Origin of the sequence: Mycobacterium sp. (genome assembly GCF_052145595.1) — a bacterium.
In the GTDB taxonomy this organism is placed as follows: Bacteria; Actinomycetota; Actinomycetes; order Mycobacteriales; family Mycobacteriaceae; genus Mycobacterium.
Genome location: NZ_JBKQOI010000352.1, coordinates 1 through 23,706, shown reverse-complemented (window position 1 = coordinate 23,706; position 23,706 = coordinate 1). Strand labels below are relative to the sequence as shown.

Annotated in this window: 22 protein-coding genes and 1 pseudogene; 9 read left to right on the top strand and 14 right to left on the bottom strand. The window is 66.7% G+C overall.

Going from position 1 to position 23,706, the window contains the following annotated elements; genetic code table 11:
* The coding region (locus tag ACLP4W_RS29225; RefSeq protein WP_442390948.1) for a TIGR03617 family F420-dependent LLM class oxidoreductase at nt 1–834 on the top strand (834 nt) is incomplete at its 5' end.
* Between the two features lie 72 nt (nt 835–906).
* On the opposite strand, the gene ACLP4W_RS29220 is transcribed toward ACLP4W_RS29225, so the two are convergent.
* Both ACLP4W_RS29220 and ACLP4W_RS29215 read right to left on the bottom strand, forming a co-directional pair.
* The gene (locus ACLP4W_RS29220; RefSeq protein ID WP_442390946.1) at nt 907–2,022 is read right to left on the bottom strand and encodes a hypothetical protein; all 1,116 of its coding nucleotides are present in this window, start codon (nt 2,020–2,022) and stop codon (nt 907–909) included.
* On the bottom strand, nt 2,022–3,158 hold the full coding sequence (locus ACLP4W_RS29215; RefSeq protein WP_442390944.1) for a phosphotransferase family protein: 1,137 nt from the start codon (nt 3,156–3,158) through the stop codon (nt 2,022–2,024). Before ACLP4W_RS29215 ends, ACLP4W_RS29220 begins: the two co-directional genes overlap by 1 nt.
* 45 nt (nt 3,159–3,203) lie before the next feature.
* On the opposite strand from ACLP4W_RS29215, the gene ACLP4W_RS29210 reads away from it, so the two are divergent.
* Nucleotides 3,204–3,806 (top strand): TetR/AcrR family transcriptional regulator, encoded by a 603-nt coding sequence (locus tag ACLP4W_RS29210; protein ID WP_442390942.1) that lies wholly within the window; start codon nt 3,204–3,206, stop codon nt 3,804–3,806.
* Nucleotides 3,803–4,687 carry an SDR family NAD(P)-dependent oxidoreductase gene (locus ACLP4W_RS29205; RefSeq protein WP_442390940.1) on the top strand — a complete coding sequence of 295 codons (885 nt, stop codon included), beginning with the start codon at nt 3,803–3,805 and terminating at the stop codon, nt 4,685–4,687. Before ACLP4W_RS29210 ends, ACLP4W_RS29205 begins: the two co-directional genes overlap by 4 nt.
* Here the strand turns inward: ACLP4W_RS29205 and ACLP4W_RS29200 are convergent.
* Nucleotides 4,684–5,289, bottom strand: a complete 606-nt coding sequence (locus ACLP4W_RS29200; RefSeq protein ID WP_442390938.1) for a class I SAM-dependent methyltransferase — start codon at nt 5,287–5,289, stop codon at nt 4,684–4,686. The genes ACLP4W_RS29205 and ACLP4W_RS29200 overlap by 4 nt on opposite strands.
* Before the next feature lie 1,125 nt (nt 5,290–6,414).
* On the opposite strand from ACLP4W_RS29200, the gene ACLP4W_RS29195 reads away from it, so the two are divergent.
* The 6 genes from ACLP4W_RS29195 to ACLP4W_RS29170 are packed head-to-tail and all read left to right on the top strand — an operon-like array spanning nt 6,415 to nt 10,998.
* Nucleotides 6,415–7,359, top strand: a complete 945-nt coding sequence (locus ACLP4W_RS29195) for a DUF4129 domain-containing protein (protein ID WP_442390936.1) — start codon at nt 6,415–6,417, stop codon at nt 7,357–7,359.
* Nucleotides 7,356–7,838, top strand: a complete 483-nt coding sequence (locus ACLP4W_RS29190) for a hypothetical protein (RefSeq protein WP_442390934.1) — start codon at nt 7,356–7,358, stop codon at nt 7,836–7,838. The genes ACLP4W_RS29195 and ACLP4W_RS29190 overlap by 4 nt, the downstream gene beginning before the upstream one ends.
* A 37-nt stretch (nt 7,839–7,875) precedes the next feature.
* Nucleotides 7,876–8,847, top strand: coding sequence for an AAA family ATPase (locus ACLP4W_RS29185; RefSeq protein WP_442390932.1), 972 nt, complete (start codon nt 7,876–7,878; stop codon nt 8,845–8,847).
* 7 nt (nt 8,848–8,854) lie between these two features.
* The gene (locus tag ACLP4W_RS29180; RefSeq protein WP_442390930.1) at nt 8,855–10,123 is read left to right on the top strand and encodes a DUF58 domain-containing protein; all 1,269 of its coding nucleotides are present in this window, start codon (nt 8,855–8,857) and stop codon (nt 10,121–10,123) included.
* Nucleotides 10,124–10,130: 7 nt separating this feature from the next.
* Nucleotides 10,131–10,580, top strand: a complete 450-nt coding sequence (locus ACLP4W_RS29175; RefSeq protein ID WP_442390928.1) for a hypothetical protein — start codon at nt 10,131–10,133, stop codon at nt 10,578–10,580.
* Between the two features lie 46 nt (nt 10,581–10,626).
* Entirely contained in the window at nt 10,627–10,998 is a 372-nt protein-coding gene (locus tag ACLP4W_RS29170; protein WP_442390926.1) for a hypothetical protein, read from the top strand.
* A gap of 28 nt (nt 10,999–11,026) precedes the next feature.
* On the opposite strand, the gene nuoN is transcribed toward ACLP4W_RS29170, so the two are convergent.
* The 11 genes and pseudogenes from nuoN to ACLP4W_RS29115 form a co-directional block, all read right to left on the bottom strand.
* Nucleotides 11,027–12,610, bottom strand: a complete 1,584-nt coding sequence (nuoN, locus tag ACLP4W_RS29165; protein WP_442390924.1) for an NADH-quinone oxidoreductase subunit NuoN — start codon at nt 12,608–12,610, stop codon at nt 11,027–11,029.
* Nucleotides 12,610–14,196 carry an NADH-quinone oxidoreductase subunit M gene (locus ACLP4W_RS29160; protein ID WP_442390922.1) on the bottom strand — a complete coding sequence of 529 codons (1,587 nt, stop codon included), beginning with the start codon at nt 14,194–14,196 and terminating at the stop codon, nt 12,610–12,612. The genes nuoN and ACLP4W_RS29160 overlap by 1 nt, the downstream gene beginning before the upstream one ends.
* On the bottom strand, nt 14,193–16,079 hold the full coding sequence (gene nuoL / locus ACLP4W_RS29155; RefSeq protein ID WP_442390920.1) for an NADH-quinone oxidoreductase subunit L: 1,887 nt from the start codon (nt 16,077–16,079) through the stop codon (nt 14,193–14,195). The genes ACLP4W_RS29160 and nuoL overlap by 4 nt, the downstream gene beginning before the upstream one ends.
* A gap of 10 nt (nt 16,080–16,089) precedes the next feature.
* A complete protein-coding gene (nuoK, locus tag ACLP4W_RS29150; RefSeq protein WP_442390918.1) occupies nt 16,090–16,389 on the bottom strand; it encodes an NADH-quinone oxidoreductase subunit NuoK in 300 nt (99 codons plus the stop codon).
* Nucleotides 16,386–17,174: an NADH-quinone oxidoreductase subunit J gene (locus ACLP4W_RS29145; RefSeq protein WP_442390916.1), complete on the bottom strand. Its 789-nt coding sequence runs from the start codon at nt 17,172–17,174 to the stop codon at nt 16,386–16,388. Before ACLP4W_RS29145 ends, nuoK begins: the two co-directional genes overlap by 4 nt.
* Complete coding sequence (gene nuoI / locus ACLP4W_RS29140) at nt 17,171–17,728, bottom strand: NADH-quinone oxidoreductase subunit NuoI (RefSeq protein ID WP_442390914.1); 558 nt, start codon at nt 17,726–17,728, stop codon at nt 17,171–17,173. The genes ACLP4W_RS29145 and nuoI overlap by 4 nt, the downstream gene beginning before the upstream one ends.
* On the bottom strand, nt 17,721–18,983 hold the full coding sequence (gene nuoH, locus ACLP4W_RS29135; RefSeq protein ID WP_442390950.1) for an NADH-quinone oxidoreductase subunit NuoH: 1,263 nt from the start codon (nt 18,981–18,983) through the stop codon (nt 17,721–17,723). Before nuoH ends, nuoI begins: the two co-directional genes overlap by 8 nt.
* Before the next feature lie 5 nt (nt 18,984–18,988).
* Nucleotides 18,989–21,415: an NADH-quinone oxidoreductase subunit G gene (locus ACLP4W_RS29130; protein WP_442390912.1), complete on the bottom strand. Its 2,427-nt coding sequence runs from the start codon at nt 21,413–21,415 to the stop codon at nt 18,989–18,991.
* 7 nt (nt 21,416–21,422) lie between these two features.
* Nucleotides 21,423–22,757: an NADH-quinone oxidoreductase subunit NuoF gene (gene nuoF, locus ACLP4W_RS29125; RefSeq protein ID WP_442390910.1), complete on the bottom strand. Its 1,335-nt coding sequence runs from the start codon at nt 22,755–22,757 to the stop codon at nt 21,423–21,425.
* On the bottom strand, nt 22,757–23,530 hold the full coding sequence (gene nuoE / locus ACLP4W_RS29120; RefSeq protein ID WP_442390908.1) for an NADH-quinone oxidoreductase subunit NuoE: 774 nt from the start codon (nt 23,528–23,530) through the stop codon (nt 22,757–22,759). The genes nuoF and nuoE overlap by 1 nt, the downstream gene beginning before the upstream one ends.
* A pseudogene (locus ACLP4W_RS29115) lies at nt 23,527–23,706 on the bottom strand (NADH dehydrogenase subunit D); the annotation flags it as partial. The gene nuoE and the pseudogene ACLP4W_RS29115, both read right to left, overlap by 4 nt.

Sequence of the window (23,706 nt, the reverse complement as noted above, 5' to 3'; positions counted from 1 at the left end):
GTGGCGATCGCGTTTCCGCGCAATCCGATCCACCTGGCGCACCAGGCCAATGATCACCAGCTGCTGAGCGGCGGGCGATTCTTCCTCGGTCTTGGCACTCAGGTCCGCCCGCAGATCGAGAAGCGGTTCGGAGCGCAGTTCGATCACCCGGTGGCCCGCATGACGGAGCTGATCGCTGCCCTGCGCGCGATCTTCGAGGCCTGGAATTCCGGCGGCCGCTTGAACTTTCGCGGTGAGTACTACCGGCACACGCTGATGACGCCGGCCTTCAACCCCGGCCCGAACCCCTACGGTCCGCCGCCGATCTACGTCGGCGCCCTTGGGCCGAAGCTGACGCGCGCCACCGCCGAGCACGCCGACGGCCTGCTGGTGATGCCGTTCGGCTCGAAGCGGTTCCTGCACGAGAGCACGATGCCCGCGGTTCGTGAGGGCCTGGGCGCCAGCGGCCGGCAGCCCAACGAGTTCGCCGTTATTCCCGAGATCATCGTGTCGGCGGGCGACACCGACGCCGACCGGGAACAGGCCGACGCGGGCACCCGACGGCTGCTGGCGTTCTACGGGTCGACCCCGGCATACCGGCCGGTGCTGGCCGCGCACGGCTGGGAGGATCTGCAGCCCGAGCTCAACGCGATGTCCAAGCAGGGCCGCTGGCAGGAGATGGGCGGGCTGATCGAAGACGAGATGATGCGCACCATCGCAGCCTGCGGCACACCAGCGGAAATCGCCGCCCATATCCGCGATCGCGTCGAAGGCATTTCCGACACGGTGTTTCTGTACCAGCCGGGACCCATCGGGCTAGAGACGCTGGCCGCGATCATCGACGAGTTGAGGTAAGCGCCCAACGTCGACTTGTTACGCCCTATCGCCCGGAAATGTCCAACAACTCGACGTTCGGCACGAAAGGGGCTAGGGCGCCACGGTCAACCAGTCGGCGAAGCCCGACGGGTCGTGGCGGCCCAGCGCGCCGTGCTCGTAGAGACCCCAGCCCTCAGCCGGATCGCCGTCACCGTCGCGGCACACCGCGCGGCCCACGTGGTCGATCACGCCGAAGCCGGACCGCGCGATGATCGCAGGGTCGGTCATGTCGTACGTCAGCCGTTCGACGAACTTCTCGCCCTTCCACATGCCGTGCAGCCAGTCCGAATCGCCGCCGTAGCCGCCGCCGACATGGATCGGGACCGGCAGCTTGGACTCGACGTCGAAGTGGACCGGGGTGCCGTCGGGGGCGGTCGCGCCGATCGTGGCGCCGGTCGGGATGCGGGTGCCAGAACGGTAGTGGATGCTGACCCGCGGCCAGCCCAGCTGCTCGACGCGGCCGTCACGCCAGATCCGGGTGCAGTCGTTGAGCGAGCGGAACCCGTTGGGTTCCTCCTGGATGATTAGCACGACGGCGAAGTCGTCGAACGCCATCGGCACGTACAGCCACCACATGCCCTCGAATGGCGGGTCGGCGGGACGGCCCGCCGGCTCGGGCTCTCCGATCGGCCGGATGCCCCAGGATCGGTCGCGGCTGCCGAGCCAGGTCGCGGGGTCGACGGCTATCTCCTGCCCGTCGATGGCGATGCGGCCGCTCCAGGAGCCGAGTTGGGCGAATCGTTGGGCGTCCAGCGTCACGCGGTTACCGGACCGCAGGATGTGCCGCTGCTCCTGGACGACGTCAAACAGGCCGTTCCAGGTGAGATCGGCCGCGATGCCTTCGGTTTCGTCGAGGATCAGCCGCAGTTTGCGCAGCGGCTCGCTGACCTCGATCCGGTAGCCGTTGACGTTCTGATGCAGCCGGTCCTGGTCGATGGCGTCGGAAAGGTGTACGGCGGTCTGGACATCCCCCCGCCGGATGAGCACGAACGCGTCCTTGACGCCCAGGTTGGGGTAGTAGCCGATGCCGCTGATGAAAAAGATGTTCCCGGTGCGATCGTGGGCGTTGAAGTAGGAACGGTCGTAGAAGTTGCGGTCGGAGGAACCCGGCCACGCGATCGGCTGGGGAAGCTGGTGTACGGGAAACTCGTCGAGCGGTCCGAGCATCACTGGTCCTCTCCGATAAGACGTTTCATCAATCCGGCATGATAGAACAGCGATTCGACGTCGTCGGGTTGCTCCACCTCTCCGAAGTGCACCCGCCGTGCCCCGGTGCGCATGAATACGCAAGCCCACATCACGCCCGAGTAGGCGTAAAACCAGCGCAGGTCACCCAGCTCCACACCGGTGAGTTGCTGATAGGTGGCGCGGACGTCGTCCTCGCGCATCACCTCGGGCAATCCCGGCAGCGTCGCCAGACCGGCGAGCTCTTGAAAGACCATGTGCGCGTAAATCATCCACGCGACGTCGAGCTCGCGCGGGCCCAGCGTCACCATTTCCCAGTCCAGCACCGCCACCGGCCGAAAGTCGCGGTACAACACGTTGCCAACCCGGGCATCGCCCCAGAGCAGGACGGGCTCGCGTGCGGCCGCCTCGTTCGGCCAGTTGGCTTCCAGCCACTCGAAAGTCCGCTCCAGCAGCGGTGATCGGCCGATGTCGGGCACCGCGAAGTCGTACCAGGACCGCACCCAATTGAAATGCCTGCGCAGCGCGGTGTCCCCTTCGGTGCCTTGCGCCAGAAATGGAAACGTCTTCTCCGCGTTGGGGATCGAATGCAGCGTGGCCAGCACCCCGACCGTGGCGTCCTGCAGTTCGCGCCGGCGTTCGGCGGGCGCGTCGGCGAACCAGTTGCCACCGAACGTGTAGGGCATGACGTCGGGCGGCACCACACCGTCGACGTAATCCATCAGGAAGAACGGTGTTCCCAGCACGTCGCCGGTGTTCTCGATCCAGCGCACACGCGGAACCGGGACGTCGGTGAGTTCGGCGACCTTTCGTATCACTTCGAATTGGTCGTCGAGTCGATAGGTCGGGAAGACCTGCACGTCCTCGGCGGTGGGCGCCACGCGGGCCACCAGTTTCTGCTGGATCGGCTGTCCCTCCTGCTGCCAGCGGGCGGTCAGGATGATGGTTTCCGACGACATTCCCGTCGAGTCCACGCCGCTTTCCACCGCCACCTCGGGAGTGGCCCCGCCGGGCAGGACGGTCGACAGCCAGCGTGACATGACTGCCGGCACGGCAGTGACGTCGCGGCTGGAGCGCTGCAGGCGGTCGACCCCTCCGACTGCGGGTTCGGTGGCCATAGATGCCTCCTTCGTTGAGGCAATTACGATACGGTAGGTAGCGTTATGAAAGCAGACCCGTCCGCGCTTGACAAGGCCCCCGGCGCCGGCCGCCCCCGGGATCCGCGCATCGACTCGGCCATCCTATCGGCGACCGCGGAACTGCTTGTGCAAATCGGCTATTCGAACCTCAGCCTGGCCGCGGTCGCCGAGCGTGCCGGCACCACGAAATCGGCCCTGTACCGCCGGTGGTCGAGCAAGGCCGAGCTGGTGCACGAGGCGGCGTTCCCGACGGCGCCCAGCGCGCTTCAGGCTCCGGCCGGTGATATCGCCGCCGACGTCCGGATGATGATCGAGGCCACCCGCGACGTGTTCACCACCCCGGTGGTGCGCGCCGCGCTGCCCGGTTTGGTGGCCGACATGACGGCCGACCCCGCCCTCAACGCCCGGGTGATGGCCCGCTTCGCCGACCTGTTCACCGCGGTCGCGGTGCGGCTGCGCGAGGCCGTTGACCGGGGTGAGGCGCATCCCGACGTGAACCCGAACCGATTGATCGAGTTGATTGGGGGAGCGACGATGCTGCGGATGCTGCTTCGCCCCGAGGAAAAGCTGGACGATATTTGGGTGGAGCAGACCACCGCGATCGTGGTGCACGGGGTGACGCGATGACGCAGCGGCTGGCGGGCCGGGCCGCGATCGTCACCGGCGCAAGCCGCGGTTTGGGTCGGGCGATCGCGCTGGCGCTCGCCGCGGAGGGTGCGGCGGTGGCCGTCGCCGGGCGCACCGAACGGGTATGGGACGACCGGTTACCCGGAACCATCGGTGAGACGGTCGCTGATATCGAGGCGGCGGATGGACGCGCCGTGGCGATCCGGGCCGATCTGACCGACCGGGGGGACATCGCCCGGTTGGTAGGCGAGGCGCGAGAAGCGCTGGGCCCCATCACGATTCTGGTGAACAACGCGGCCTTCACCGCGCCAGGGCGCCCGCCGGTACCCGGCGCCGAGCCGCGCGCCACGCCCGCCAAGACGGCGGCCGGGGCGGCACCGGGCGCCGGCAAACCCGGCTGGCCGGGCTTCGTCGGTACGCCGTTGCAGGCGTACCGCCGGCATTTCGAGATCGGGGTCTTTGCCGCCTACGAGCTGATGCAAAAGGTGTGCCCCGACATGATCGACGCGGGTGGCGGGTCGATCATCAACATCACCTCGGTCGCCTCGCGGATGCCCGGCGATGGACCCTATCCCGACCGCAGTGGCGGCGTCCTGCCCGGTTACGGCGGATCCAAGGCGGCGCTCGAGCATCTCACCCAGTGCGCCGCCTTCGATCTCGCCGACCACAACATCGCGGTGAACGCGTTATCTCCGTCCAAACCGATCCTCACGCCGGGCCTGGCTTACTATGCCCGCGAATTCGTTGACACCGCACCGGCGGATGAATTCGCACAGGCGGCAGTGGAGTTGGCGCTGGTGGACGCGGCGGTGGTCACCGGGCGCACGATCGGTCATCTGCAGGTGCTCGACGGCAGCTTCCGGCCGTTCAAGCTGGGCTAAGCCGGCTTGCTTGCGGTTACGCCGTTGATGATCACGGCGTACAGCCTGTGCCATTGCGGGGAACAAAACCCCGCGCGGAGGACGAGATCGGTGGCGCGGCTCTTCGTGCGGGCTTTGCCCCGACGGCTGGTGGCCAACGTCGGCAGCAGCCACCGCGAGAACTGGTCGACGAGCACTAAGCGACCGCCGGGACGCAGCACCCGGGCGCATTCGGCGAGCCCTGCCCGCTGATCGGTCCAGTGATCGAATGACGTCGTGCTCACGACGAGGTCGAAGGTGGCGTCGGGGTAGTCGAGCTTTTCGGCCACCCCGACGGTGAACCGGAATCGATCATCTCGAGCGGAAGCGCTTGCCGCCGAGATCATTTGAGGTGCGGCGTCGACACCGCAAAGCTGCTGGGCGTCCTGGTAACGCAGGGCCAGGGTGCGGAGCAGGTAGCCTGTCCCGCAACCCACGTCGAGCACGCGGCCGGGAGCGGCGACGGTCGCTACGGCGAGACTGGCGGTGCGATCGGCAATCTCATGGTGCACCCGGCCGCGCCGGCCGCTCTCATATTGAGCGGCTCGATCGTTGTACGTGGCCAGGTCACGATGCGGCGGCACACGTTGAGTGTGTCACGGAAGGCTCGGCGACGCTGCGCCTTAATTTTCTTCTTCACGGGGCGGGTCGGGATCTCCCTGCAGCGGGTCATCGGGATGGTGGGCGTGGGTGATCTATCCCCGACCCATTTGAAAATAGGTATTCCCGCCCTACCATCCCAAATCGCGCCTATACCTGTGATGTGAAGCGAATTCAAGCGTCAATCCTCTTGGGTGCGGTGTGTCGTGACGATGCCCACGCCACATCCGGCGCACACTGAACGTCATGCGTTACCGCGCGTGCTGCGTCTGCTTCGACCACTGAGTAACCCCATAATGGCTGTTCATAGCGTCAGGGATGTCCAGCGGCCGCTGGGGACTTCGGGCCGTGACTGTTGGCGTGAACAAGTCGAGTAGCGAATTACTCGTGTCCGCGCGCAGGCTCGCTGAATCGATGGCCTCACCCGCCCAGTCCGGCGCGAAATCAACAGTCGAGGTGGCACCGTGAGCAGCCTCACCTTTCTGAGCCTTCGCCCAATACTGCGACTTCTGCCCCGCAGCACGCGAAGCGATCGTCACCGCGCACTGCCCTGCGACCTACCGGCTGGCCAAACAATGAGCACACCACTCGACCGCGGTTCCACCGTTCCTGTGTGCGCCGTGTGCATCGAAGGCGGCCGCGCAACGGAAGCCACCTACCAAACGAGGGACCTGCTGTGCGGCTGCGACCAACACATCCAAGAACTCGAAGAACACGGCCGCGCCGCGGTACGCCGAGCGCGGCGAGGCGCGGCTTTCTGGTCCGCATGGTGGCCTCCCATTGACGCCGCGCCGGCTGGCCGCGCACTGCCGATGCCACCACGCCGCGAGGGATCCGGCGACGCCGGTTCGACTGATCGACCATCCCATCCACTCACCGATGACCATCGCCGCAGGGGGGGCGCACCTCCGCCTCCCGGCACCCGCCGTCGCCGCTCGGCCGGAGACAGGCGATCCGGCCGGGCACGCAGCGGCGAATCGTAGGCGTCGCACAACACTGCCCTGCGCAGCATCGATATCGTTGTTTCTGGCGGAATGGCCACCTGACGTGCCAGTATGAAGCAAGCCAGTGCCGCAACGGCGGCAGGCAACCGGTCGAGTGGTGTGCCAATGTCCGGTATTGACAAGCCGACGGGGCGCGTTGTCGCGCTGATTGTGCTGTTGATCTTCGCTGCTGCCGCCCTGCGCGGATACCTACCGGCTCAAGGCCGTGTGGTGCGCGGCGAACCGGGCAGCGGTCGGGCAGCGCTGATATTCGTGATAGCGGCCCTCAGCGTGACACTCACTCTGCTGGTGATCGCGGTCATCGCGCGGTTGCGGGATCCACGCGCGGTGGCCCCGAACGTGGCGGACCTGTCCGAAATGCTGGGCACCGGCAAGGGCCGACCGAGTTGGCGCGTGTTGCTCATCGGCCTCGGGGTGATCGTGGCCTGGCTGCTCATCACGATGCTGCTGGTCCGATTGACGGTGCCGCACGGCGTCGCTCCGTCGGCGTCCACCCCGGTTCCTGGCGCGCCGCCGTCAGGGCACGCCACCGGCCCGCCGCAACAGCAACACCCGCAAAACAACACCGGGGACATGTTCGGGATCCTGCTCGCCGGCGCGATCCCGATGCTGCTGCTGATCGTCGCCGGATCGGTCATCGCGTCACGGCGGCGGTGGCGCGCGGCCACACCGGGCGGCGTGGCCGACGATTACGTCGAATCTCAGGCACCGGCGCCGCAGTCGCGATCACTCGCGCGGGCCGCCGAACTCGGGCTGGCAGAGATGGCGGACCTCAATCGCGAACCGCGGGAGGCGATCATCGCGTGCTATGCCGCGATGGAGCGCGAGCTCGCCAATGTCCCGGGAGCGGCCCCCCAGGACTTCGACACCCCAACCGAGGTGTTGGCCCGCGCCGTCGAACGCCATGCGCTGCACGCCGATAACGCCGTAAGGTTGGTGAACCTGTTCGAAGAGGCACGGTTTAGTCGGCATGTGATGAACGAGGATCATCGCGAGGTGGCGGTGGACGTGCTGCGGCTCGTCCTCGCGGAGTTGCGGATCGCCGCATGAAAAGACTCATAACGCTGGGTGTTTGCCTCATCGTCGGGATAGAGCTGTTGGCGCTGATACTGCACGATCGCCGGTTCGTGCTGGGGGCCGCGGGTGTTGCCTTGGCTCTGGTGCTGCTGAGTGTTCGCCGTTTCCTGGGACACGGGAACGAACCCACGCCGGAGCCCGACCCCGACGAGATGGGGGATTCGTTGCGTCGCTGGCTTTCTACCACCGAGACGACGATCCGGTGGTCGGACTCCACCCGGGCGGACTGGGACCGGCATCTTCGTCCAATGCTTGCGCGGCGCTACGAAATGACAACTGGCCAAAGACAGTCCAAAGATCCGGCGGCATTCCACGCAAGCGGTCGAATGCTTTTCGGTGCCGAACTGTGGGATTGGGTCAATCCAAACAACGTCACCCGCACCGATGACCGCCAGCCCGGTCCCGGCCGCGCGGCCCTGGAAGAGATTCTGCGAAAGCTGGGGCAGGTATGAATGGGGGTGCTACCCGGATATGACACTGCCGGCCGCTATGCCAGCGGGTAAGACCACCGAACACTGCGAGGCGGTGCTCGACGAAATCGAACGCGTGGTGGTGGGCAAGCGATCCGCGCTCACGCTCATCCTCATCGCGGTACTCGCGCGCGGCCACGTGCTCATCGAGGATCTGCCCGGCCTCGGCAAGACGCTGATCGCACGATCCTTCGCCGCCGCATTGGGGCTTCGATTCACCCGGGTGCAGTTCACCCCGGATCTGCTTCCTGCGGACCTGCTCGGCTCGACCATCTACGACATGCAGTCGGGCCGCTTCGCGTTCCGTGCCGGACCCATCTTCACCAACCTGCTGCTTGCCGACGAGATCAACCGCACGCCGCCGAAGACGCAGGCGGCGCTGCTGGAGGCGATGGCCGAGGGCCAGGTGAGCATCGACGGCGAAACCCATAAACTGCCAATGCCATTCATCGTCTTGGCGACCGACAACCCGATCGAGTACGAGGGCACCTACCCGTTGCCCGAAGCGCAGCTGGATCGGTTCGCGATCCGCCTGGAACTGCGCTACCTCTCCGAGCGAGACGAGACCTCGATGCTGCGCCGCCGCCTCGAACGCGGTTCGGCCGAGCCGACGGTCAATCAGGTGGTGGACGCTCACGATCTGCTGGCGATGCGTGAATCGGTCGAGCAGGTGACCGTGCACGAAGACGTTCTGCACTATGTGGTGTCGCTGGCCACCGCCACCCGGCACCATCCGCAGGTCGCGGTGGGCGCCAGCCCGCGCGCGGAACTCGACCTGGTTCAACTCGCCCGCGCCCGTGCGCTGCTGCTCGGTCGCGACTATGTGATCCCCGAAGATGTCAAGGCGCTTGCCACCGCTGCGGTTGCGCACCGGATCACGTTGCGGCCGGAGATGTGGGTGCGAAAGATTCAGGGCGCCGATGTCGTCGGAGAACTGTTGCGGCGCTTGCCGGTGCCTCGAACCAGTGGGGGGCAAGGGGGCACCGGATGAGCCCGGTGTGATCGAGAGCCGTGAAGTCGAGTTCTGCTGGCGCGCATCGCAACTGACGCGGGCAATGGCGACCTGCGCCGGGGTTGCGCTGGCCGCCGCCGTGATCGGCGCCCGCTGGCAGCTGATCGCCTTCGCGGCACCACTGCTCGGGGTGCTGTGCTCGATCAGCTGGCAGCGTCCGGCGCCGAGGATCCGGGTGCACGGCGAGCCCGGCTCGCAGCGATGCTTCGAAAACGAGCAGGTGCGGCTGATCGTGTGGGTAACAGACGAATCCGGGGTCGACGAGTCCTCGGCGGTCGAGCTCACGGTTACTTCAATGGAGGGCATGCAGCTCGAGGTTCTCGATTCGGATTCCCGCCCAGCGAAAACCGTTGCCGCAACGGCGCAACGCTGGGGCCGCTATCCGATCCGGGCGCGGGTCGAGGTGATCGCGCGCGGTGGGCTGCTGACCGGGACGGCCATCGTCGATGCCGCCGATGTCATCGTGTTTCCGCTGACGCCGCCGCAGTCGACGCCAATCCCGCAGACCGAATTGCTTGACCGCCTGGGCGCGCATCTCACGCGGCATATCGGCCCGGGTGTCGAGTACGCCGACATTCGCCCCTACGTGCCCGGCGACCAGCTGCGTGCGGTGAACTGGCCGGTGAGCGCACGCCGCGGCCAATTACATGTGACGCAGCGGTTGACCGACCGCGCCGCCGACGTGGTGGTGCTGATCGACACCTATCGCCAGCCGGTGGGGCCCGCGACCGAGGCCACCGAACGAGTGGTTCGCGGCGCGGCGCAGGTGGTGCAGAGCGCGTTGCGACATGGTGATCGCGCCGGGATCGTCGCCCTGGGCGGGAACCATCCGCGGTGGCTTGGCGCCGACATCGGACAGCGCCAGTTCTACCGGGTGCTCGATACCGTGCTCGGCGCCGGCGACCGATTCGAAAACACTACCGGCACACTGGCGCCGCGCGCGGCCGTTCCCGCGGGGGCGATCGTCATCGCGTTCTCCACGTTGCTCGATACCGAATTCGCGCTGGCGCTAATCGATCTCCGCAGGCGAGGCCATGTCGTCGTCGCCGTCGACATCCTCGACAGCTCGCCATTCGAAGGCCAGCTGGATCCCCTGGTGGATCGGATGTGGGCGATGCAGCGCTCCGCCATGTATCGCGATATGGCCACCATCGGTGTCGACGTCGTGTCGTGGCGAGGGGACCGCAGCTTGGAGCAGTCGATGGGTGTGCTGCCGGATCGGCGGCGTCGGGTGCGCGGGCGGCTGAGGGGATAGCAGTGACATGATTTCAATCGCGCGTCCGGCCGCACTCGCCGTGTCGACCGGCTTCGGGGTGTTGATGGTGGGGCTTGCCGCCATTGGCGCCCACGGGCCGGCAGTCGCCGCGGGGGCAGCCGCTGTGGTTGCGGTAGGTGTCGGACTGGTGTTTCGCCCGGCGGCGACGCTCGCCGTGTTGCTGTCGGCGGTCACGATCTTGGTGTCCGATCCGTCGCTTGTGTTTGCCGCCTGGTCCGGACTTTGCGCCGCCGCCTACCTGATATGCCGCCATGCGGTCGGCGCGCCCGCTGGCGTGGTGATGTGGAGCTGGCCGACACTTGTTGCCGCCGTTGGGTTTACATTCGCCGGGCTGGTCGCCGCGTCGTTCCCGCTACAGTTGCCGTGGTTGCCCCTTGCCGCGCCGTTGGCAGTCCTTGCGATCTACGCCCTGGCGACGCGGCCGTTCTTGAGTTGATCGCGCGTTTGGCGCGAGGGCAATCCCTGCGCGGGCGCCTGGTCTGTTGGGTCACATCTTCGGCAGCGCGGGCACCCCAAGCGGTGTGACTTCGTCGGGCTTCGGTAGTACCGGTATCAATGACTCGGGTTTCTTCAACTCGGGCAACGATTCCTCTGGGTTCCAAAACGTTGCCACGTTCAGCTCTGGCTCTTTCAATACGGGAAGCTTCCAGACGGGTTTCGACAACTCGGGCGCCACCAACGTGGGCATGTTCAACACGGGCGTAGGCAACGTAGGCTTCCTGAACCCAGGCCAAGACAGCCGCGGCATCTGGAACTCCGGCGATTCGAGCACGGGTATCGGCAATTTGGGCAACTTCAGCGCGGGCGCCTTCAACCAGGGCGACGACCAGGCCGGTATCTTCGGCAGGGCGTAGAGGGGCCCGATGCCCTTCGTGCGTCAGCTCAGCGCAGCAACTGGGCGGCGTGGTCGGCCAGGTTGAGCAGCGGCTGCGGGAAGACGCCCAAAATTATTGTGACCGAGGCACATACCGCGATGGCGGCCTTGCTCAAGATGCCGGGCGCCACCACGTGTGGAGTGTCGTCGGTCGCTTCGGTGAAGTACATCGACACGATCACCCGCACGTAGAAGTATGCGGCGACACCGCTGGCGACCACACCGATGATCACCAGCGGCGCCGCGCCGCCCTGGGCGGCGGCCTTGAACACCGCGAGCTTGCTGACGAATCCGCTCGTCAGCGGAATGCCGGCGAAGGCCAACAGAAACATCGAAAACATCACGCCCACAATGGGTGAACGCTGTCCGAGCCCCGCCCAGTGCGACAGGGTGGCGTCTTCGACGCCGTCGGCGTTGCGGATCAGGCCCACAATGGCGAACGCGCCGACCGTGCTGAAGCTGTAGGCGACCAGATAGAACAGCGTGGCGGAAAGGCCCGCCGAGTTGTCGGCGATGACACCCGTGAGGATGAACCCCACGTGTGCGACCGACGAATAGGCCAGCATCCGTTTGACATCGGTCTGGTTCACCGCCGTGATGGTGCCCACCGCCATGGTCAGGATCGAAATCGCCCACAGCACCGGACGCCACTGGTCGTGCAGCGGAGGCAGCGCGACGTAGACCACCCGCAGCAGCGCGCCGAACGCCGCGACCTTCGTGGCCGCCGCCATGAACCCGGTGATCGGGGTGGGCGCGCCCTGGTAGACGTCGGGAATCCAGGAGTGGAAGGGGACAGCGCCCACTTTGAACAGCAGACCGACCGACAGCAGTCCGACGCCGATCAACGCCATTGAGCTATCGCCGTGGGCTGCAAGCGCGTTCCGGATCCCGGGCAGCAGGAGCGTGCCGGTCGCGCCGTAGAGCAGCGCCACACCGTAGAGGAAGAACGCCGACGAGAACGCGCCCAGCAGGAAGTACTTCATCGCGGCTTCCTGCGACAGCAGGCGGCGATGACGGGCCAGCCCGCACATCAGGTAGAGGGGCAACGACAGAACTTCCAGCGCCACGAACATCGTCAACAGGTCGTTGGACGCGGGAAACACCATCATGCCGCCAACGGACAGCATCAACAGCGGGAAGAGTTCCGTCTGCGCGGCCCCGGCCCGCTCCGCCTCGCGCTCGGCGTCGCTGCCGGGAACCGCGGACGCCTGCGGGGTAAAGGAATCCAATCCGGCGCCGTGGGCCGCCCCCACTGCCGCCTTGCTTTCCGTCTTGGCTTGCGCCCGTTCTGCGATGAAGACGACCGCCAGCATCGCGACCAGCAGCACGGTGCCCTGCAAATACAGCGCCGGTCGATCAATGGCCACCGCGCCCAGCACCGCCGCGCGGCCGGACGCTTCAACCGAGCGGCTCACCACGATGACCGCGATGAATGCCGCGACCAAACCGCCGAGACCGAGCGTCACCTGGGCGCCGTAGCGAATTCGCCTGGGCAGGAACGCTTCCACCAGCACGCCGGCCACCGCGATGCCGAAGACGATGAGCATCGGGCACAGCAGGAAGTACTCGACGCTGGGGGTGGGGAGGGTCATCAGTGCGATCCTTCGGCTGTCCGGGGCAGGCCGCTACCCGGTGGCACGCTCGGCGCGGGATCATGCTGGCCGATGGTGGTCATGGTGTTCTCAACCGCGGGATTGATCAAGTCCAGCACCGGCTTGGGGTAGACCCCGAGCATGATCAGCAGCGCAATCAACGGTGCGACGACGATCATTTCGCGCGCCCTCAGGTCGCCGATTCGTTCGTTGCCGCGAGCCACCGGCCCGGCCATCACCCGCTGATAGAGCCACAACATGTAGATGGCCGACAGGACCAGCGCGGTAACGCCGAATGCCGCCGCCAGCCAGTACCGGTTGAAAGTCCCCAACAGCACTAGGAATTCGCTGATGAACGGCGCCAGACCGGGCAGCGAGAGCGTGGCCATGGCCGAGACCAGGAACGTGCCCGCAAGGATCGGTGCCACCTTCTGCACGCCACCGTAGTCGGCGATCGCCCGGCTGCCGTGCCGGGAAATCAGGAAGCCCGCGATCAGGAACACCGCCGCGGTGGACAGGCCGTGGTTGAGCATGTACAGCGTCGACCCGCTCTGACCCTGACTGGTCATCACGAAGATGCCCAGGATGATGAACCCGAAGTGCGAGATCGAGGTGTAGGCGATCAGGCGCATGATGTCGGTCTGGCCGATCGCCACGATCGCGCCGTAGATCACCCCGATGACGGCCAACACGATGATCAGCGGACGGAAATACGTTGAGGCGCTCGGGAACAGCTGCAGGCAATAGCGCAGCATGCCGAAGGTGCCGACCTTGTCCATCACCGCCATCATCAGCACCGCGGTCGCCGGTGTGGCCTCGACCGCGGCGTCGGGCAGCCAGCGGTGGAAAGGCCACAGCGGGGCCTTGATCGCGAACGCGAACATGAAGCCCAGGAACAGCGCCTTGAACACCGCGGGGTCCGCGCCGTAGCGGCCGGAGGCGACGCCGGCCACGATGTCACGGAAGTCGAACGTGCCCGAACCGTGCTGCGCGGTCACCACATACAGCCCGATCACCGCGGCCAGCATGATCAGACCGCCGAACAGGTTGTACAGCAAGAACTTCACCGCTGCGCGTGACCTGTTCCGGCCTTGGCCGAAGCCGCCGATCAGGAAGTACATCGGGACGAGCATCGCCTCGAAGAACACGTAGAACAGCAACACGTCCAGCGCGATCACCGAGATCAGCACCATCGACTCGATGGCCAGCGTCAAGGCGACGTAGGCCTGTACGCCGCGGCTGCGCTCGCCGCCATCGTCCCAGCCGGCGATCTGTAGCAGCGGAATCAGCACCGCGGTCAGCAGCACCAGCACCACCGCGATGCCGTCCACACCGAGGGAGTAGCCGGCACCGAACGCCGGTATCCACCGATGGCTTTCGACGAACTGGTAAGTGGCGCCACCGGTCTTGAAACCGACGGCGACGACGATCGCCACCGCCAGCGTCAGCACGCCGAACACCAGGCCGGCCCACTTGGCGAGCTGCCGCAGCCCCGGCGGCAGCAGGATGATCAGCACGGAGCCTGCCAGCGGCACCAGCCACAGCACGCTCAGCCATGGCACATCGGTTTGGAAAGCCTCACTCACCACAGCTTCACCGCCAGGATCAGCGCGACCACCAGCACGGCGCCCGCCAGCATCGACAATGCGTAGTTGCGGACGAAGCCGGTTTGCAGCCGCCGCAGCCTATTCGAAGTCCGGCCTATCAGTGCCGCCAGTGCATTGACCGAGCCGTCCACACCCGCGTTGTCGAATTCGACCAGCGCTTCAGTCAGTTGTGCGCCGGGGCGCATGAACACCTCCTCGTTGAAGGCATCGCCGTAGAGGTCGGCGCGTGCGGCAGTCGTGAACGCCGAGACCCGGACGGGGGCCACACTGGGAATGGGCGCGGTGGCGTACATCCGGTAGGCCACCGCGATGCCGATGGCGACCACTCCCAGCGCCAGCGCGGTGCTGACCCAGGCCGGGAAGGCGTGGGTCACTTCTTCGCGAGCCCCGACGACCGGTTCGAGCCAGTGTTGCAGGGTGCCACGCCACGCCAGCAGGAAGCCGGAGAACACCGAGCCGACGGCGAGCAGGATCATCGGCCACGTCATCAAGGCCGGCGCCTCGTGCGGATGGCTGCCCGGGGCCCAACGCTTTTGGCCGAAGAACGTCATCAGCATGACCCGCGTCATGTAGAACGCGGTGACACCGGCGCCGAGCAGCGCCGCCCCACCCAGCACGTAGCCCCGGGTCCCGCCGGCGCCCAGCGCCGCCTCGATGATGGCGTCCTTGGAGAAGAAGCCCGCGAACGGCGGCACGCCGATGATCGCCAGATATCCGAGTCCGAACGTTGCGAACGTGATCGGCAGCGCGGCGCGCAGACCACCGTAACGGCGCATGTTCTGCTCTTCGTGCATCGCGTGGATCACCGCGCCGGAACCGAGGAACAAGCCGGCCTTGAAGAAACCGTGGGTGAGCAGATGCATGATCGCGAAGGCGTAGCCGGCCGGGCCCAGGCCGGCGGCGAGCACCATGTAGCCAATCTGGCTCATCGTCGACGCCGCCAACGCGCGCTTGATGTCGTCCTTCGCGCAGCCGATGAACGCCCCGAGAAGCAGCGTGACCGCGCCGACGATGACGACGCCCAGCTGCGCGTCGGGCGCCAGGTTGTACAGCGGGTTGGACCGCACGATCAGGTAGACGCCGGCGGTCACCATGGTGGCGGCGTGGATGAGCGCGGACACCGGGGTGGGACCCTCCATCGCGTCACCCAACCAGGCCTGCAGCGGAACCTGCGCGGACTTGGCGCAGGCACCCAGCAGCAACAGCAACCCCATCGCAGTCAATGCGCCGCGGCCGGCGGCGGGCGCGCCGGCGAACACTCCCGCATACGAAAGCGTCCCGAAGGTGCTGAACATCAGGAACATGCCCAGGGCCAGGCCGGCGTCACCGACCCGGTTCATCACGAACGCCTTCTTGGCCGCCGTGGCCGCCGTCGGCTTGTGATACCAGAAGCCGATCAGCAGATAGGAGGCCAGGCCGACGCCTTCCCATCCGACGTAGAGCACCACGTAGTTGTCGGCGACCACCAGCAGCAGCATCGAGGCCAAAAACAGGTTGAGATAACCGAAGAACCGACGGCGGTCGGGATCCTCGGCCATGTAGCCGACCGAATAGATGTGGATCAGCGACCCCACGCCGGTGATCAGCAGCACGAAGCACATCGACAATTGGTCGATCTGCAGCCCGAGATCCACCTGGAGTTGGCCGACAGGGATCCAGGTGAACAGCTTTTGGTGGATGACGCGGTCAGCGCTGTCGCGGCTGAGCAAGTCGGAGAGCAGCGTGGCGCCCACCCCGAATGCGCCAAGCGCGGCGGCGCAGCCCAGCCAATGCCCCCACGCGTCGGTGCGCCTGCCGCCGAACAGCAGGATCGCGGCACCCGCCAGTGGCAGTGCCACCAGCAGCCAGGTGTAATGAGTCATCTTGGCGTTCTCAGCCTTTGAGTAGATTCGCGTCGTCGACCGACGCCGATTTGCGGGCACGGAAGATCGTCATGATGATGGCCAGGCCGATGACGACCTCTGCGGCGGCCACCACCATGGTGAAGAACGCGATCATCTGTCCGTCCAGCTGGCCATGCATCCGCGCGAACGTGACGAACGCCAGGTTGACGGCGTTGAGCATCAGCTCGACGCACATGAACATCACGATGGCGTTGCGGCGCAACAGCACACCGGAGGCCCCGATGGTGAACAGCAGCGCCGAAAGGTAAAGGTAATTGGCCGGATTCACGAGGTGCCGCCTTTGACGGCTTCGGGGGACGGGATCTCTTTGCCGTCGGCGTCGCGGATGCGCAGGATGCTGGAGACCGACAGGTCCGAGTACGAGCCGTCCGGCAGCAGCGCCGCCACGTCAACCGCGTTGTGCCGTGCGTAGATACCCGGGTTCGGCATGGGAGTGGGGTGCCCGCCGGGGCGGAACCGCTCCTGCGAGAGTTCCCGCTGCGTCTTGCGGCGCTCGAAACGTTCCCGGTGCGCCAGCACCATCGCGCCAACGGCGGCGGTGATCAGCAACGCGCTGGTGAGCTCGAAGGCCCAGAGATAACGCGAAAAGATCAGTGCCGCCAATCCTTCGACGTTGCCGTTGGCGTTGGCGGCGGTTAGTCCGACGAAACCTCCGGTCGCCACGTTGCCGATGCCGGCAAGCAGCAGAAGGCCGAACCCGACGCCGGTGAGCACCGCGGCGACTCGTTGCCCCTGCAGCGTCTCCTTCAGGGATTCCGCGGAGTCCACACCGATCAGCATCAGCACGAACAAGAACAGCATCATCACCGCGCCGGTGTAGACCACGACTTGAACGACACCCAAGAACAGTGCGTCCTGGACCATGTAGAACACCGCCAGGATGATCATCGTCATCGCCAGGAACATCGCCGAGTACACCGCGTTGACCGCAAGCACCACCCCGAGCGCGCCGACCAGCGCCAGCGCGCCCAGCACCCAAAACGTCACGGCCTCACCGGTGGAGGTGCGGACGATGGTTTCCGTGGCCAAGTCGCTGGCAAGCACGGCAATCACCTGGCCCCTCCGGCTTTGGGTCCGGCGTTGTCGGGCTCGCGCAAGCCATCTGCGGTCACATTGCCCTGGTAGTAGTCCTTGTCGGTGGCGCCGAGCGCCCTGGGATGCGGCGGCGCGGCCATCTCGGGCAGCAGCGGGGCCAGCAGCCGGTCCTTTTCATAGATCAGGTCGGCGCGGTTGTCGTCGGCCATCTCGTAGTCGTTCGTCATCGTCAGCGCCCGGGTCGGGCACGCCTCGATGCACAGACCGCAGCCGATGCAACGCAGATAGTTGATCTGGTACACCCGGCCGTAGCGTTCTCCCGGCGAAAACCGTTGCTCTTCGGTGTTGTCGGCGCCCTCGACGTAGATCGCGTCGGCCGGGCAGGCCCAGGCGCACAACTCGCAGCCGATGCATTTCTCCAGACCGTCCGGATACCGGTTGAGTTGGTGACGGCCGTGATAGCGCGGCGCGACCGGGCCCGGTTTTTCCGGGTACTCCTCGGTGACATGCTTTTTGAACATCGACCCGAACGTGACGCCGAATCCGGCCACGGCGTCGAGGAAATTAGCCACGTGCTTTCTCCTTGCTCGCAGCTGCCAAAGGCTTCATCGGCAGCGGCGGTGTCGGGAATACCGGTGCAGTGCTTTCCGGGCCCGGGATTTGTTTGGCCTGCCGGCGCAGCTGTCGCTCCATCGAGCGAATACTGGGCGCGGTGAACGGCTTTCGCAGCAGCGACACCAGCGCCACGGCCACGACGAGGCTGCTGACCACCAGAATCGGGGTCCAATGCTGGTAACCCTGGTTGCGCAGCGTGCGGATCACCGCCGCGATCAACACCCACACCAGCGAGGCCGGGATCAGCAGTTTCCAGCCCAGCGCCATGAACTGGTCATAGCGCAGCCGGGGCAGGCTGGCGCGCAACCAGAAATAGATGAAGAGGAACGTCCACAACTTGGCGGTGAACCAGAGCACCGGCCACCAACCGGTGTTTGCCCCGGCCCACATGTTCAGCGGCCAGGGAGCATGCCAGCCACCGAAGAACATGACGGTGGCGAGTGACGAAACAGTCATCATGTTGACGTACTCGGCCAACATGAACATCGCGAACTTCAGCGATGAGTATTCGGTGTGGAATCCCGCGACCAGCTCGCCCTCGGCCTCGGGCAAGTCGAATGGTGCCCGGTTGGTCTCGCCGACCATCGAGATGAGGTAGATCACGAACGACGGCAGCAACAGGAACACGTACCAGACCCGGTCCTGGGCGGCCACGATCTCCGAGGTCGACATGGAGCTGGCGTAGAGGAACACCCCCGCGAACGACAGCCCCATCGCGACCTCGTAGGAGATGACCTGGGCGGTGGATCGGACACCGCCCAGCAGCGGGTAGGTGGATCCCGACGACCAACCGGCGAGCACGATGCCGTACACCCCGATCGCCGAGAGCCCCAGGATGAACAGCACCGCGACCGGCAGGTCGGTCAGCTGCAAAGGCGTGCGGTGGCCGAAAACCGACACCTCCGGACCGAACGGGATGAACGCGAACGCGGTGAACGCGGGGATCGTCGAGATGACCGGCGCCGCGAAGTACACGAACTTGTCAACGCCCTTGGGGGTGATGCTCTCTTTCAGCGCCAGCTTGATCCCGTCGGCCAGACTCTGCAGGGTGCCCCACGGCCCCGCCCGGTTGGGGCCGGGCCGCAACTGCATCCAGCCCAGGATCTTGCGCTCGGCCAGAATCGCGACCAGCACGTTCAGCATGAGGAACACGAAGATCGCCAGCGCCTTGCCCAGTACCAGCCACCAGGGATCGTGTCCGAACGCGGTCAATGGGGTCATGAGCCAACTCCGATTCCCACGATGCTGCCGATAGTCACACCCAGTTGCCGATGCACCGCCGAACCCGGCGAGTTCAACGGAAGCCACACCACCCGGTCGGGCATGTCGGTGATGGTCAGCGGCAGCGTGATCGACCCGCGCGACGTGCTGGCGGTGACCTCATCGCCGTCGGCGGCACCGATCTCGGCGGCGGTATCGGCCGACAGACGAACGACGGATTTGCGTGCGGTGCCGGCCAGATACGGTTCGCCGTCCTGCGCTCGGCCCTCGTCGAGCAGCAACCGCCAACCGGTCAGCACGGCCTGCCCCTGCTCGGGCTCGGCCGGTGCCGGGGTAGCGACCCGCGGGACGGCGGCGTGTTTGCCGTCCCAGCTGCCCAGCCCGGACACCTCTTCGCGGGCCGTCTCGACGTTGGTCATTCCGAGGTAGACACCCATCTCGTCGGCCAGCGCGTCGAGCACCTGATGGTCTGACTGGCCGGCTCGCTGGGTGCTGCCGTGCAGTGCGGGCGCGAACCCGCGGTAGCGGCCCTCCCAGTTGACGAAGGCGCCGGATTTCTGCGTTGTCGGTGCGACCGGGAACACCACGTCGGCGCGTTCGGTGACGGCGCTGTGCCGCAGTTCCAGGCTGACGATGAAGCCGCCGGCGTCCAGCGCGGCCAGCACCGCGTCGGGATCGGCGAAGTCGGCGGGCTCGATGCCGCCGACCAGCAGCGCGCCCAGGGACCCGTCGGCCGCGGCGGACAGGATTCCCTCGGCGTCTCGCCCCACCGCAGAAGGCAATTCGTCGACGCTCCACGCCGCGGCAACCTGCGCGCGAGCGGCGTCGTCGGCAACCGGACGGCCGCCGGGCAGCAGCGTGGGCAGCGCGCCGGCCTCCAGCGCGCCACGCTCGCCGGCCCGGCGCGGCACCCACGCGAGCCGGGCGCCGGTAGCGCCGGCGAGTCGGGCCGTGGCGGACAATGCGCCGGGCACCGTGGCCAGGCGTTCTCCGACCATGATGACCGCGCCCGGCTTGGATAGCAGGTCAGCCACCTCACCGGTGGCCAGCCCGCCCAGCGTGGCGGCTTCGGCGCCGGGAACGGTCTTGAGCAACCGCCCCGACATCTTCTCCAGCGCGCGGGTGGCGAACGGCGCGATCGCATACACCGGCACGCCGTGTTTGCGGGCGGCCTTGCGCAACCGCAAGAACACGATGGGCGACTCGTCTTCCGGCTCGAACCCGACGAGCACCACCACCGGCGCCGATTCCAGGTCGGAGTAGCTGACGGTCACCGGCCGGCCGGCGATGCACGCGGCCAGGAAGTCGGCCTCCTCGACCGAATGCGGACGGGCGCGGAAGTCGATGTCGTTGGTGTCCAGCGTGATTCGCGCGAACTTGCTGTAGGCGTAGGCGTCTTCCCAGGTCACCCGGCCGCCGACGAGCACGCCGGTGCGCCCGCGCGCGGCTTCGAGTCCCTCGGTGGCGACGGTCACGGCGTGGGACCATGACGCGGGTTGCAGCGTGCCGTCGGCATCCCGGATCAGGGGAGTGGTGATCACGTCCGGTTGGGTCGCGTAATTGAAGGCCCACCGGCCTTTGTCGCAGTTCCACTCTTCGTTGACTTCGGGGTCGTCACCGGCCAGCCGGCGCAGCACCTTGCCGCGGCGGTGGTCGGTGCGCTGCGCGCACCCCGAGGCGCAGTGCTCGCACACGCTCGGGCTGGAGACCAGGTCGAAAGGCCGGGCGCGGAAACGGTATGCGGTCCCGGTCAGCGCGCCGACCGGGCAGATCTGCACCGCGTTGCCCGAAAAGTAGGAGTCGAACGGCTCATTGGCGTAAATGCCGACTTGCTGCAGGGCGCCACGCTCCTGCATGTCGATGAACGGATCGCCGGCGATCTGCGCGGAGAACCGCGTGCAGCGAGCACACAGGATGCAGCGCTCGCGATCCAGCAGCACCTGCGAGGAGATGTTGATCGGCTTGGCGAACGTCCGTTTGACATCGGTGAATCGGGAATCGGCCCGGCCATTGGACATTGCCTGGTTCTGCAGGGGGCATTCGCCGCCCTTGTCGCACATCGGGCAGTCCAGCGGATGGTTGATCAGCAGCAGCTCCATGACGCCGTGCTGGGCCTTGTCGGCGGCCGCCGAGGTGAGTTGGGTGCGCACCACCATGTCGTCGGTGGCGACGGTGGTGCACGATGCCATCGGTTTGCGTTGTCCCTCAACCTCAACCAGGCACTGCCGGCACGCGCCCACCGGGTCCAGCAGCGGGTGGTCGCAGAACCGCGGGATCTGGACGCCCATCAGCTCGGCCGCACGAATCACCAGAGTTCCCTTGGGAACGCTGATTTCGACGTCGTCGATGGTCAATGTCACCATCTCCGGCCGGCTCACCTCGTCGCCGGTCTCAGGTTTGGCCGCACCAGAAACGCTTGTCATCAGGCGGTCATACCTTTCCATTGGACGTGAGCATGGATTCTTGGGGGTCGAACGGGCAACCGCCTCCTTCGACGTGGGCGACGTACTCGTCGCGGAAGTGCTGGATCGACGACATCACCGGGCTCGCGGCGCCATCGCCCAACGCGCAGAACGACTTTCCCAGGATGGTGTCGGAGATGTCCGACAGCTTGTCGATGTCCTCGAGGGTGCCCTCGCCCGTTTCCAGCCGCTCGTAGATCTTGTCCAGCCAGAAGGTGCCCTCGCGGCACGGCGTGCATTTCCCGCACGACTCGTGCTTGTAGAACTCGGTCCAGCGGCGCACCGCGCGCACCAAGCACGTGGTCTCGTCGAAGATCTCGAGCGCCTTGGTGCCCAGCATCGAGCCGGCGCTGCCCACGCCCTCGTAGTCCAGCGGCACGTCGAGGTGCTCGTCGGTGAGGAGCGGTGTCGAGGACCCGCCGGGCGTCCAGAACTTGAGCCGGTGCCCGGCGCGCACACCTCCGGCGTAAGCGAGCAACTCGCGCAACGTGATACCGAGCGGGGCCTCGTACTGGCCCGGCCGGGTGACGTGCCCGGACAGCGAATACAGCGTGAAGCCGGGCGATTTCTCGGTGCCCATCGAACGGAACCATTCGACCCCGTTGAGGATGATCGACGGGACACTGGCAATGGTTTCGACGTTGTTGATCACCGTGGGGCAGCCGTAAAGCCCGGCCACCGCGGGGAAGGGCGGGCGGAGCCGCGGCTGGCCGCGCCGGCCTTCCAGGGAGTCGAGCAGGGCGGTTTCCTCGCCGCAGATGTAGGCGCCTGCGCCGGCGTGTACCACCAGTTCCAGGTCGAAGCCCGAACCGTTGATGTCACGGCCCAGGTAACCGGCGGCGTAGGCCTCGGCCACCGCATTCTGCAGGCGGCGCAACACCGGCAGCACCTCACCGCGCACATAGATGAACGCGTGGCTGGCCCGGATCGCGTACGCGGCGATGATGACGCCCTCGATGAGCACGTGCGGCGTCGCCAGCATCAGCGGGATGTCTTTGCACGTACCGGGTTCCGACTCGTCGGCATTGACCACCAGGTAGTGCGGCTTGGCCGCCGCGCCGCTGTCGCCCTGCGGGATGAACGACCACTTGGTCCCGGTCCCGAAGCCCGCGCCGCCGCGACCCCGCAGCCCGGAGTCCTTGACGGCTCCGATCACCGCGTCGGGCTCCATTGCCAGGGCCTTCTTCATGGCCAGGTAGCCGTCGTGGCGTTGGTAGGTCTGCAACGTCCACGACTCGGGATCGTCCCAGTAGCGGCTGATCACCGGAGTCAACGGCGTTGCCTGGGCGCCTGCGGCAGCCATCACTGTCCTTTCCCGGCCGCTGGTGAGTCGGGTGCGGGCGGCGCTTGCATGCCGAGTTCGTTGGCCACCTGCAGACCCGCCAAAGTTGCAGCGCCGGCGCCACCCTGGCCTTGGTCGGGGCGCGGGTCGGGCAGGCCGGCCAGGATGCGCGACGTTTCGCGGAACGCGCACAGCGGCGCGCCGCGGGTGGGTGGCGCGGGCTTGCCGGTACGCAGCGAGTCGACGAGTTCGCGCGCCGACTCCGGCGTCTGGTTGTCGAAGAATTCCCAGTTGACCATCACCACGGGTGCGAAATCGCAAGCGGCGTTGCATTCGATGTGTTGCAGGGTGATCTTGCCGTCGGGCGTGGTCTGGTCGTTGCGGACGCCCAGATGGTTTACCAGCGTCTCGAATATGGCGTCGCCACCCATGACGGCGCACAGCGTGTTGGTGCAGACACCGACCAGGTAGTCGCCGGTCGGACCGCGGCGGTACATGGTGTAGAAGCTGGCCACCGCCGAGACCTCGGCCCCGGTCAGGCCCAGCTGTTCGCCGCAGAACTCCAGACCCGCCGGTGTCAGATACGAATCCTCGGATTGCACCAGGTGCAGCAAAGGCAGCAGCGCCGAGCGGTTGTTGGGATAGCGGCCGATGATCTCCTTGGCGTCGACCTCGAGGCGCGCCCGCACCTCCGGTGAATACGACTGCGGCGCACCGTCAACGACGAACTGGTTGGGCTCTTCGGGTGGCGGACCGAGCCGGATGAACACCGGCTGGCCCTGCGGGCCGGTCACCGGTCCACCCCGCCCATGACCGGGTCGATGCTGGCGACCGCGCTGATCAGATCGGCGACCATCCCGCCCTCGCACATCGCGGCCACCGACTGCAGGTTGGTGAAGGACGGATCCCGGTAGTGCACCCGGTAGGGGCGGGTGCCGCCGTCGCTGACCATGTGCACGCCGAGCTCACC

Coding starts and splice junctions, on each gene's coding strand:
- nuoF (WP_442390910.1), bottom strand. CDS start 22,757: ATGGCTGCCGCAGGCGCCCAGGCAACGCCGTTGACTCCGGTGATCAGC.
- ACLP4W_RS29130 (WP_442390912.1), bottom strand. CDS start 21,415: ATGACAAGCGTTTCTGGTGCGGCCAAACCTGAGACCGGCGACGAGGTG.
- ACLP4W_RS29185 (WP_442390932.1), top strand. CDS start 7,876: ATGCCAGCGGGTAAGACCACCGAACACTGCGAGGCGGTGCTCGACGAA.
- ACLP4W_RS29220 (WP_442390946.1), bottom strand. CDS start 2,022: ATGCTCGGACCGCTCGACGAGTTTCCCGTACACCAGCTTCCCCAGCCG.
- ACLP4W_RS29190 (WP_442390934.1), top strand. CDS start 7,356: ATGAAAAGACTCATAACGCTGGGTGTTTGCCTCATCGTCGGGATAGAG.
- nuoN (WP_442390924.1), bottom strand. CDS start 12,610: ATGACCCTCCCCACCCCCAGCGTCGAGTACTTCCTGCTGTGCCCGATG.
- nuoL (WP_442390920.1), bottom strand. CDS start 16,079: ATGACTCATTACACCTGGCTGCTGGTGGCACTGCCACTGGCGGGTGCC.
- ACLP4W_RS29215 (WP_442390944.1), bottom strand. CDS start 3,158: ATGGCCACCGAACCCGCAGTCGGAGGGGTCGACCGCCTGCAGCGCTCC.
- ACLP4W_RS29210 (WP_442390942.1), top strand. CDS start 3,204: ATGAAAGCAGACCCGTCCGCGCTTGACAAGGCCCCCGGCGCCGGCCGC.
- ACLP4W_RS29175 (WP_442390928.1), top strand. CDS start 10,131: ATGATTTCAATCGCGCGTCCGGCCGCACTCGCCGTGTCGACCGGCTTC.
- ACLP4W_RS29205 (WP_442390940.1), top strand. CDS start 3,803: ATGACGCAGCGGCTGGCGGGCCGGGCCGCGATCGTCACCGGCGCAAGC.
- ACLP4W_RS29195 (WP_442390936.1), top strand. CDS start 6,415: ATGTCCGGTATTGACAAGCCGACGGGGCGCGTTGTCGCGCTGATTGTG.